The organism is Microbacterium sp. P2_F9 (assembly GCF_056403635.1).
Window position 1 is genome coordinate 1 of record NZ_JBFUFC010000133.1, and the last position, 10,433, is coordinate 10,433.

Consider the following 10,433-nt stretch of genomic DNA (forward strand, 5'->3'; position numbering starts at 1 on the left):
GAACTGGAAGGTGGCCTTCAGGTCGGGCTGCTCGAACACGGCGAACACGCGGCGCGAGTCGGGCACCTCGAACTGCGAGTAGAGGTACACCTCCCCATCGACGGGGTCGACGAAGCGGTGCAGACCCTCACCGGTGTTCGTGTAGAGGGCGTCGGCGTCGACGATCAGCTCGTTCTCGGCGGCCAGACCGGTCAGCGCGATGCGCGAGTCTGCGAACGCCGACGCATCGATGTCGTTGCCGTTCAGCGTGATCGAGCGGACGTCGCGGGCGATGAGGTCGATGAAGGTGTCGGCACCTTCGGTCGCGGTGAAGCGGACGACGGATCGTGATCCGAAGACTTCGGGGCCCCTGGTGAGGTCGAGCGCGACCTCGTAGGACTGGGTGTCGACGATCGCCCGGCGCTGCTGCGCTTCGACGCGGGTCAGGTTCTCTCCAGGCACTGCGTTGCTCCCGTGTGGGTGAGGGGTAATTGCCGCGGACAGGCGCTGCTGGCGCCGACGACAACCCTTCCAGCCTACGTGCTCGCCGCCGCATCCTCTCGTCTCACATGACTGCGAGCATGTTCGACCGCGGCGTCGAGATCCGTGAAGAGGTGCTTGTGATGCCGCAGCGCGTCGAGCACTCCGACGGTCCGGAAGAGCTCCTCGTGACCCGGCTGCACTCCCTTGATCAGGACGGTCACGCCGCGCCGCTCGAGCGTGCTGACGATCTCACTGAGGATGCGGGCGCCGGTGGCGTCGACGAGCTCGAGCTGCGACATCCGCAGGATCACCACCGAGACCCCCTGCACTCCGGTCACGGTCTCGAAGACGCGGTCGGCGGCGGCGAAGAACAGCGGACCATCGAAGCGGATGATCGCGATCCGCTCGTCGCCTGGGAGGGTCGCTCCGGCCAGCGCCTCACGACGCACGCCGGTGGCGCGTGACAGGTTGCGCAGCGCGAAGACGCCGGCGCACACCACACCGATCGCGACAGCGACGATCAGGTCGAACGACACGGTGATCACGGCCGTCAGGATGAACGCGACGGCGTCGGAGCGCGTCGACCGGAGCACCGAGCGCATTGTGGCGACGTGCACCATCCGCACGGCCGTGACCATGAGCACCCCGGCCAGCGCGGCGAGCGGAATTCTTCCAACCGGCCCCGCGGCGGCGAGCACGACGAGCAGCAGGACCGCCGAGTGGAAGAGCGCGGCGATCCGGGTGCGCCCACCTGACCGCACGTTGACGGCCGTGCGCGCGATCGCTCCCGTGGCCGGCATTCCGCCGAACAGGCCCGACCCGATCGACGCGAGACCTTGACCGACGAGTTCGCGGTCGGGATCGTACGGACCGGTGTCGGCGAGGGACGCGGCGACCCGTGCCGACAGCAGCGACTCGATGGCCGCAAGGGCCGCGACGGTGAGGGCCGGGGCGACGAGCGCTCCGAGGGTCGCGATGTCGATGCCGGGCAGTCGTGGCGCCGGGATCGTCGACGGAAGCACGCCGATGACGGCGAGTGGCGCCGATACCACCGATGCCAGCACGGTGACGATCACGATGCCGATGAGTGACCCAGGCAGAGCCGGGTGCAGCCGTGGCGCGAGCAGCATGCAGCCGGCGACGATCGCGACGGCGGCGACCGCCCAGGGAAGGTACGCCCAGTCGGCGCCCGCCAGCGATTGCACCGCTGCGACGACGGCGTTCGAACTGTGCTCGCCGGCGACGGGCACGGTGGGCGAGGTGAGCAGCGGCACCTGCTGCAGGAAGATGATGATCGCAATGCCGAGGGTGAAGCCCTCGATCACCGGCCAGGGGATGAAGGAGACGGCGCGGCCCAGCTTGAGCAGTCCCGCGACCAGCACGAGGACCCCGGCGATGATGCTCACGATGACGACGGCACCCGCGCCGTGCGCGGCGACGATGGGCACCAGCACCACGACCATGGCACCGGTCGGCCCGGACACCTGGACGTTGGACCCCCCGAAGACGGCCGCGATGACCCCCGCGACGATCGCGGTGACGAGACCCATCTCGGCCGTGAGGCCGGAGCTCACGCCGAAGCCGAGGGCGAGTGGAAGCGCGACGATCCCCACGGTGAGCCCGGCGAGGAGATCCCGCGGCCAGCTGCGGCGCGCGGGTGCGTAGTCGGACCACGACGGGAGCAGCGCGCGCACGTAGCGCCAGCCGCGGGCCGGGAGGTCGGGCGCGGCTCCGACCGCGTTCACGTCGCGGTTCCGGCGATCGGCGGGAGCGCGCGGGCGTCCGCGAGCAGATCGCGGTCCGCCTCGAGCACCGTCACCAGCAGCGCGCGCGCGACCGCGAGCAGGTCCGCCACCCGGGGATCGGCCAGCCGATAGTAGACATGGCTCGCCCGGCGCTCGGACTCGACGAGCCGGTGGCGTCGCAGCACCGCAAGGTGCTGGGACAGATGGGATGCCTCGAGGTCCGTCTCGGCCTGCAGGTCGGCGACGCTCACCTCGACCGCGGCCGAGAGCAGTTCGAGGATGCGGATGCGGAACGGGTGCGCGAGCCCCTTGAACAGGTTCGCCTTCACTTCATACAGCGGACGCTGGCGGTCGGTCATTGGCATGATGGAATGATCATATCGCCTAGTCGTCCCCGCTCCGTCGCAGTGTGAGGATGGAGGGGTGAGCGATGACAGCGCGAGTGAAACGACAGCCGGCTTCCAGACGGACGGCTCGGTCCTGTTCGCATCGGATGCCGCGGCATCCGGTGCTCCGCACGTCGAAGTCCCGGTCGCGTACGACGCGATCCTCCTGGCCGGGTTCGGCGGGCCTGAGGGGCAGGAGGACGTCATCCCCTTCCTGCGCAACGTCACGCGCGGCCGAGGCATCCCGGACGAGCGCCTGGAAGAGGTCGCGCACCACTACCGGCACTTCGGGGGAGTGAGCCCGATCAACGCGCAGAACCGCGCGCTGAAGGCCGCGCTCGAGGCCGAACTCGCGCGGCGCGGAATCGACCTGCCGGTGTACTGGGGCAACCGCAACTGGGCGCCGTTCCTCGACGACGCGATCACGGATGCCGCGGCCGCAAGCCACACGCGGCTGCTGGGTCTCGCAACGAGCGCCTACAGCTCGTTCTCCAGCTGCCGGCAGTACCGCGAGGACTTCGCCCGGGCGCTCACGGAGACGGGCCTCGCCGGCACCGTGACGATCGACAAGGTGCGGCAGTTCTTCGACCACCCCGGCTTCGTCCAGCCCTTCGTGGATGGCGTCCGCGATGCCGTCGCGGGGTTCATCGACGACGGTGTGCGCCCGGAGCAGATCCGGGTGCTCTTCTCGACCCACAGCGTTCCCACCGACGACGCGGTGCGCTCCGGCCCTCGAGATGTCGACTTCGGCGATGGCGGCGCCTACGCCGCGCAGCATCGGGCGGTCGCGGCCTACGTGATGAGCGAGGTCGCCAGGGAGCGGCCGGAAGCGAACGGCATCGGGTGGGACCTCGTCTTCCAGTCGCGGTCTGGTCCGCCCACGCAGCCGTGGCTCGAACCCGACATCAACGACGTCATCGCCGAGCTGCCCGCCGCCGCCATCGAGGCGATCGCGATCGTGCCGCTCGGCTTCATGAGCGACCACATGGAGGTGCTCTGGGACCTCGACACCGAGGCGATGGAAGCGGCGGGCGAAGCGGGGATCCGCGCCGTCCGCACCCCGACCCCCGGCATCGATCCCGCCTTCGTGGCCGGGCTCATCGATCTCGTCGAGGAGCGGCTCGCCGGCACGCCGGTCGCCGAACGCCCGCACGTCACCGAGCTCGGCCCTTGGTTCGACGTCTGCCGACCCGGCTGCTGCGAGAACCTGCGCGCCGGGTTCAAGCCGGCTGCCGCCGGTATCGCTCCCTGAGCAATCCTCAATGGGGCTCCGCCCCAAACCCCCGACTTGCTGACGCGCGCCTCTCTAGGATTGAACCCATGCGCATCCATCTGGCCACCGACCACGCAGGGCTGGAGTTCTCGACGCAGCTCCAGCACCACCTCGCCGGAAACGGACACGAGGTGGTCGATCACGGGCCGATCGAGTACGACCCCCTGGACGACTATCCGGCGTTCTGCATCCGGGCTGCCCAGGCGGTCGTGCGGGATCAGGATGCCGGCATCCCCGTGCTCGGGATCGTCTTCGGCGGCTCGGGCAACGGCGAGCAGATCGCGGCGAACAAGGTCGCGGGCATCCGCTCCGCTCTGGTGTGGAGCATCGCGACGGCGGAGCTCGCCCGCGAGCACAACGATGCGAATGTGATCGCCATCGGCGCCCGTCAGCACACGTTCGAGCAGGTGACCGAGTTCATCGACACGTTCATCGCGACGCCCTTCTCCGGTGAGGAGCGGCACGTGCGCCGCATCCGTCAGCTCGCGGCGTTCGAGGCCGACGGCACGCTCGAGCCGGATCCGCGCGCGACCATCGGCACGCCGGAAGTCCTCGCCGCGACCGACAGCTCGTTCGACCCTGAGGCAGGCTGAGCCCTCGATGCCCGAGGGCCATTCCGTCCATCGCATCGCCCGGCAGTTCGACCGCAACTTCACTGGGCGCGTCGTGAGCGCGTCCAGCCCGCAGGGCCGCTTCGCCGAGGGTGCCGCGCTTCTCCAAGGACGAGTTGCGGAGAGCGTGCGCGCGGTGGGCAAGCAGATGTTCCTCGAATTCGAGGACGACCTGTGGCTGCGCGTGCACCTCGGCATGTACGGGGCGTGGGACTTCGCCGGCGAGATCCTCGTCGATCCCACGATCGCGTCGGCCAACGGACGGATGGGGCAGACCAACCAGCGCGGGACGATCCTCACCGACGACGCGGTGCTGGATTCCGCGGGGGAGAACTCGCTCACCTCGATCGGCGCACCGCGCCGGGCACGCGTGCACGTGCGGATGTCGGAGCAGACCACCGGGCTGCCGGAGGCGGACGAGGAGTGGCCGCCGCCGATCGTCGGGCAGGTTCGCCTGCGGCTGCTCACCGACATCACCTGCGCGGACCTGCGTGGACCCACGGCCTGCCAGCTGCAGAGCCCCGATGAAGTCGCCGCGACGATCGCGACGCTCGGCCCCGACCCGCTCGTCGACGACCCGGACGAGGGCGAAGCGCGGTTCGTCGCCGTCGTCGGACGCAAGCCCACGCCGATCGCGCTGCTGCTCATGGACCAGGCGGTCGTGAGCGGGATCGGCAACGTCTACCGCGCCGAACTGCTGTTCCGGGCGCGCCTGAACCCGCACACTCCTGGTCGGGAGGTGCCGACCGAGCTCGTGCGCGCGCTCTGGCGCGATTGGGTGCAGCTGCTGGCGATCGGCGTCGAGACCGGCCAGATGATGACGATGGCCGATCTGTCCGCCGACCAGTGGCGCGCCGCGATGGCCAGTCGCGACGACCGCCACTGGGTGTACCGCCGCGCTGGGCTTCCGTGCCGCGTGTGCGGCACCGCGATCGTGCTCGAGGAGCTCGGCGCCCGCAAGCTCTACTGGTGCCCGCGCTGCCAGGCTTGATGCGCGGCGGGTCAACGACGCGTAGCGGCGTTGAGGCGGCGCGGATCAAGGTTGAGTAGGCCGCGAAGCGCCCGTATCGAAACCGCGATCGAATCTAGGCTGGACGCATGCGCCAGAATCCGAGCTTCGCGATGACGGATGTCGCGGAGCTTCGCCGCCTCATCGACCACAACCCGTGGATGACCCTGGTCAGCCACACCGACGACGGGCTCGTCGCCTCGCACTATGCGGTGCTGCTCGACGAGGAGCGCGACGACCTCACCGTCGTCGGCCACGTCGGCAAGCCCGACGACATGATCCACGGGCTGGGGGAGCGCGAGCTGCTCGTCGTCGTGCAGGGCCCGCACGGGTACATCTCGCCCGGCTGGTACGGCGGGGGATCGAATGTCCCGACCTGGAACTTCGTCTCGGCGCACCTCTCCGGCATCCCGGAGGTGCTCGCGCCCGACGAGAACCTGCGCGTGCTGGAGCGCCTCGTCGCCCGGTTCGAATCGCGCCGCTCTGACCCCCGCCTGATGTGGGAGCCGCCCAACGACCCCGCCTACATCGAGCGGCTCGAGCGGGGGACGGTTGGATTCCGGCTCACTCCGACCAAGGTGGTCGCCAAGCGCAAGCTGAGCCAGAATCGCCCGACCGAGGTCGTCGACACGATCATCACCGAGCTGAGTGGCGACGGCCCCTTCGCGAATCCCGCGCTCGCCGCCGAGATGCGCCGCGCCCACACGGCGATGGGCCGCGCGCTGTGACTGCCGTGGGCGACACGGTCGGCACGATCACGTCGGCCCGGCTGGTCGGTCCCGGCGACGAGATGCTGCCCGACGACGGACCCTTCGATGTGTTCCTCGAGAATGGCCGGATCGCCGACATCGCTCCCGCCGGCGCGCTGGCACCGCGGGGCGTCGTGCTCGACGCCGATGGGGCCTGGCTGATCCCCGGCCAGTGGGATCACCACGTGCACGTCATGCAGTGGGCGCTCGTCGCCCAGCGCGCCCCGCTCGGGCACGCCACCTCCGCCGCGCACGCGGCATCCCTCATGGGTGCGACGCCGATCCTCGACGACCGTCGAGTCGGCACCGGGTTCCGCGACGCCTTCTGGGGAGACGAGCCGACGCTCGCGCTGCTCGACGCCGCCACCGGCGACACACCGACCTACCTCATCAACGCCGATGTGCACAGCGTCTGGCTGAACAGCGCGGCGCTGCGGCGCGAGGGGTTCGAGCCGGATGAGTCCGGCATCCTCCGCGAAGCACCCGCCTTCGAGATCTCGCGCCGGCTCAACCAGGTCGACCCGCACACCGGTGACCGACTCGTCGCAGCGATGGCGACGGATGCCGCAGCGCGCGGCGTCGTGGGGCTCGTTGACTTCGACATGGCGTGGAACCACGGCGCCTGGGCCCGGCGGATCGACGAGGGCTTCGACACGCTCCGCGTCGAGTTCGGGATCTACCCCGAACATCTCGACCGTGCGATCGCCGAGGGGCTGCGCACCGGCGACGGAGTTGCAGGCGCGGTATCCGATCTCGCCCGTGTCGGTTCGCTCAAGGTCATCACCGACGGATCCCTCGGGACGCGCACGGCCGCGTGCTCGCACGCGTACCCGGGCGACCCCCTCAATCACGGTCTGCTCACCGTCGACCCGGCGACGCTCGTCGAGCTGATGACGGCCGCCACCGGCGCGGGCCTGTCGTGCGCGATCCATGCGATCGGGGATGTCGCGAACTCGTACGCCCTGGACGCCTTCGCCGTCACCGGCGCGAGGGGCACGATCGAGCACGCGCAGCTCGTCGCGCACGCCGACATCCCGCGCTTCGGCCGGCTCGGTGTCGCGGCGAGCGTGCAGCCCGAGCACGCGCTCGATGACCGAGACCTGACCGACACGATCTGGGCCGAGCAGACCGCGCTCGCATACCCCCTGGGTGCGCTGGCCCGCAGCGGAGCGAACCTGCTGCTGGGTTCGGACGCCCCGGTCTCGCCCCTGGACCCGTGGGCGGCCCTCGCGGGGGCGGTGTTCCGCACGCGGGACGGGCGCGAGCCGTGGCACGCGGACGAGGCGCTGGACTTCCGCGCCGCCCTCGGCGCATCGACCCGCGGCGGTTCAGCGGCGCCCAGCCGGCTCGAGCCCGGGGCACGTGCCGACCTGGTGCTCTGCGACCGCGACCCGGCTGCCGCGACCGAGCCCGAACTTCGTTCGATGCCGGTGCGGGCGACGCTGCTCGAAGGCCGCCTCACCCACCTCGGCTGACCCCGATACGGAAGAGCCCCCGACGCTATGCGCCGGGGGCTCTGTCGGTCCGAGATCCGATCGGGCCTAGGCCGCGACGTGCGCGAAGAGGAACCAGCGGTCCTTCTCGAGCACCTCTTTGATGCCGATCGCGACGTCCTGGCTCGACAGGTCCACCTCGTCGAGGCCGTCGATGGCCGCCTGCACGTCGGCGATCACGACGTCCATGTCGGCGATGACGGCGCGCACGACGTCTTCCCACTGGGCGAAGCCGGCGGGCACCTGCGTGTTGGTCGTCTTGTCGGCGACCGTGTTCAGCCGCGCGTCGACGGGGAGCCCGAGCGCGACGATCCGCTCGGCAGCTTCGTCTGCGCCGGCCTGAGCGTGCGCGACGATCGAGTCGAGCAGCTCGTGGATCGCGATGAAGTTCGCGCCGCGCACGTTCCAGTGCGCCTGCTTGCCGTTCACGGCGAGGGCCTGCAGCCCGAGCGTGACGGGGGTGAGGAACTGTGCAGTGCCTGCCGCCGCTTCGGGGTCGGTTGAGGTCGCGGGGGTGGTCTGGGTCTTGGTCATGTCATTGCCTCCGTGTCGACGGATTCCGTCCGATGGATGCAACGCTACTCAGCGCGCTCCATTCCGCAAGCAAGCGAAGGCTGGGCTCACTTCGTGCGTCATCGTAGGGTCAGAGCATGACCGTCGCCCACGATGCCTCCGTTCTGTCCCTGCCGGGGCGCACCCCCGAACTCGACGCGACCGCGTTCGTGGCGAGCGGGGCTCGCCTGGTCGGTTCGGTGCGCCTGGCCGCCGGTGCGAGCGTCTGGTACAACGCGGTGCTGCGCGCCGACAGCGATGCGATCACCGTGGGTGAACGCAGCAACCTCCAGGACAACGTGTCGGTGCACGTGGATACCGGCCATCCGGTCGTCATCGGCGCCGATGTCTCGGTCGGCCACAACGCCGTCGTCCACGGCTGCACGATCGGCGACGGATCGCTGATCGGCATGGGCAGCGTCATCCTCTCCGGAGCGGTGATCGGGGACGGATGCCTCGTCGCCGGCGGCGCCGTGGTGCTCGAGGGGACCGTCATCCCGTCCGGCTCGCTGGTCGCGGGCGTGCCGGCCAAGGTCCGGCGCGAGCTGACTGCCGACGAGCAGGCCGGTCTGATCCACAACGCGGAGATCTACCTCGGCCACTCGCGTACACACGCGGAGGCGACTCCACTCGCCGCGGAGGTCGACTGACATGCGGATCGACGCGCTCGCTCCGGGCGAGATCTTCGTGTTCGGCTCGAACGGGTCCGGTGCGCATGGCGGGGGAGCGGCACGCTTCGCATACGACCGCTTCGGGGCGGTGTGGGGGCAGGCCGAAGGTCTGCAGGGACAGTCGTACGGGATCGACACGATGTCCGGCCTGGCCGTCTTCGAAGAGCAGGCGGCACGATTCCTCGAGTTCTCCCGGCAGCATCCCGAACTCCGGTTCCTCGTCACCGAGGTCGGCTGCGGCATCGCGGGGTACACCCCCGATCAGGTGGCGGGCTTCTTCCACGGCGCGCCGGACAACGTGGTGCTTCCGGAATCCTTCGCGGAGATTCTCGGCGGGTGACGCGCTCGTCTCAGTTCGAGAAGCTCAGCATCCACGAGTAGATGTCGTCGCCGAAGGCCCCGCTATAGGCCTCATCCCACCCTTCGTGGTAGAGACCCTCGTAGATCGTGAGCTTCGCTCGGTCGGTGGTCACCCCGGGACAGGCGCTCAGCGCATTGATCGGCTCGATGCTCCCGAGGGGGTTCACGACGTCATCGAGTTCACCGGCAAGGGCCCACACCGGCACTGCGTCGAGCGCGCAGCCACTCGTCGCCCACGCGGGGCGTCCCTCTCCGGCGTACGGGACCGCAGCTGCCACCTGCTCGTCGCCGTACTTCGCCAGGTACTCCCATACCCCGAACGCGCCGCACGACAGCCCGGTGACATAGACGCGGGTCGGATCGACGTTGTAGTGCGCGACGGCGTAGCCGATGAAGTCGTGGAGTTCATCAGGTGTCGTGCATCCCGATCCCGCCGGATGTCCGAGCGTGTGCTGGAGGATCAGATTGCACGAGCCCGGCCACGGCTCCGCGTCACACGCGCTGCCGTCGATGAAGGGCTCCTGCTGAACGTGCTGGGTCGAGAGCACGACGAACGGGCGATCGAGCGGCCAGCCGCCGACGTCGATGAATCGGGGGATGCCGGTGAACAGCAGGTTGCCGAGAGCCTCGGCCGAACCGTCGCCGTTCTCGCCGTAGCCGTTCGCCACCACGAGGAGCGGGCTCCCGCCTGCGGCGTACGACGGCGGAAGGTACTCGTAGTAGCCCATCCCCGCGCCGGTGGTGCCGAGCGGACGGGCGATCTGGTGCTCGGCCGAGGTGTTCCCGACGTAGGGCGCCACGATCTTGCACAGGTCGGTGTCGAATCCGGGGTGGGGACCGTTCACCTTCACACCCAGGAATTCCTCGGCACCGGTCGCGGCGTCGTGCGTGAAGCTGAAACTGACCAGGCCGCTGTCGCGGGCGATCACGGCGCCGTTTGCGGTGACGATCTGCGGTTGCCCCGACCTCTGCGCGGTGACCTCGTAGAGGGTTCCGCCGAGCGACTTGACTTTCCACTCCTTCGAGACGCCATTGCCGGACAGGCCGAAGGAAGCCTCGGCGGAGTTCGTCCAGGTCTCACTGAACGCGAAGGTCTCGATGCGCAGCGGATCCCCGTCATAC

At 69.8% G+C, this 10,433-nt stretch carries 11 protein-coding genes and 1 pseudogene; 7 read left to right on the forward strand and 5 right to left on the reverse strand.

Features of this window, described 5'->3' with window-relative positions; genetic code table 11:
* From AC1DVT_RS13675 to AC1DVT_RS13685, 3 genes and pseudogenes are all read right to left on the reverse strand, one after another.
* Positions 1–441 (reverse strand): annotated as a pseudogene (locus tag AC1DVT_RS13675) (aminopeptidase N); the annotation flags it as partial.
* A gap of 74 nt (positions 442–515) precedes the next feature.
* Positions 516–2,207, reverse strand: a complete 1,692-nt coding sequence (locus AC1DVT_RS13680; RefSeq protein WP_477389606.1) for a SulP family inorganic anion transporter — start codon at positions 2,205–2,207, stop codon at positions 516–518.
* A complete protein-coding gene (locus AC1DVT_RS13685) occupies positions 2,204–2,572 on the reverse strand; it encodes an ArsR/SmtB family transcription factor (RefSeq protein WP_457098463.1) in 369 nt (122 codons plus the stop codon). The genes AC1DVT_RS13680 and AC1DVT_RS13685 overlap by 4 nt, the downstream gene beginning before the upstream one ends.
* Positions 2,573–2,630: 58 nt before the next feature.
* On the opposite strand from AC1DVT_RS13685, the gene AC1DVT_RS13690 reads away from it, so the two are divergent.
* The 5 genes from AC1DVT_RS13690 (at position 2,631) to AC1DVT_RS13710 (ending at position 7,710) form a co-directional block, all read left to right on the forward strand.
* Positions 2,631–3,845 carry a ferrochelatase gene (locus tag AC1DVT_RS13690; protein WP_477389607.1) on the forward strand — a complete coding sequence of 405 codons (1,215 nt, stop codon included), beginning with the start codon at positions 2,631–2,633 and terminating at the stop codon, positions 3,843–3,845.
* A 68-nt stretch (positions 3,846–3,913) separates the two neighbouring features.
* A complete protein-coding gene (locus AC1DVT_RS13695) occupies positions 3,914–4,459 on the forward strand; it encodes a ribose-5-phosphate isomerase (protein WP_477389608.1) in 546 nt (181 codons plus the stop codon).
* A 7-nt stretch (positions 4,460–4,466) separates the two neighbouring features.
* A complete protein-coding gene (locus AC1DVT_RS13700; RefSeq protein ID WP_477389609.1) occupies positions 4,467–5,468 on the forward strand; it encodes an Fpg/Nei family DNA glycosylase in 1,002 nt (333 codons plus the stop codon).
* A 107-nt stretch (positions 5,469–5,575) separates the two neighbouring features.
* Positions 5,576–6,214, forward strand: coding sequence for an FMN-binding negative transcriptional regulator (locus AC1DVT_RS13705; protein WP_477389610.1), 639 nt, complete (start codon positions 5,576–5,578; stop codon positions 6,212–6,214).
* Positions 6,215–6,276: 62 nt separating this feature from the next.
* Positions 6,277–7,710, forward strand: coding sequence for an amidohydrolase (locus AC1DVT_RS13710; protein ID WP_477389614.1), 1,434 nt, complete (start codon positions 6,277–6,279; stop codon positions 7,708–7,710).
* A 66-nt stretch (positions 7,711–7,776) separates the two neighbouring features.
* On the opposite strand, the gene AC1DVT_RS13715 is transcribed toward AC1DVT_RS13710, so the two are convergent.
* On the reverse strand, positions 7,777–8,262 hold the full coding sequence (locus AC1DVT_RS13715) for a Dps family protein (protein WP_457098468.1): 486 nt from the start codon (positions 8,260–8,262) through the stop codon (positions 7,777–7,779).
* Between the two features lie 116 nt (positions 8,263–8,378).
* On the opposite strand from AC1DVT_RS13715, the gene AC1DVT_RS13720 reads away from it, so the two are divergent.
* Both AC1DVT_RS13720 and AC1DVT_RS13725 read left to right on the forward strand, forming a co-directional pair.
* Positions 8,379–8,930, forward strand: a complete 552-nt coding sequence (locus tag AC1DVT_RS13720) for a gamma carbonic anhydrase family protein (RefSeq protein WP_477389611.1) — start codon at positions 8,379–8,381, stop codon at positions 8,928–8,930.
* A 1-nt stretch (position 8,931) separates the two neighbouring features.
* Positions 8,932–9,291: an A1S_2505 family phage non-structural protein gene (locus tag AC1DVT_RS13725; protein ID WP_477389612.1), complete on the forward strand. Its 360-nt coding sequence runs from the start codon at positions 8,932–8,934 to the stop codon at positions 9,289–9,291.
* Between the two features lie 10 nt (positions 9,292–9,301).
* Here AC1DVT_RS13725 and AC1DVT_RS13730 read toward each other — a convergent pair.
* A partial coding sequence (locus AC1DVT_RS13730) for a carboxylesterase family protein (protein WP_477389613.1) occupies positions 9,302–10,433 on the reverse strand: 1,132 nt, incomplete at its 5' end.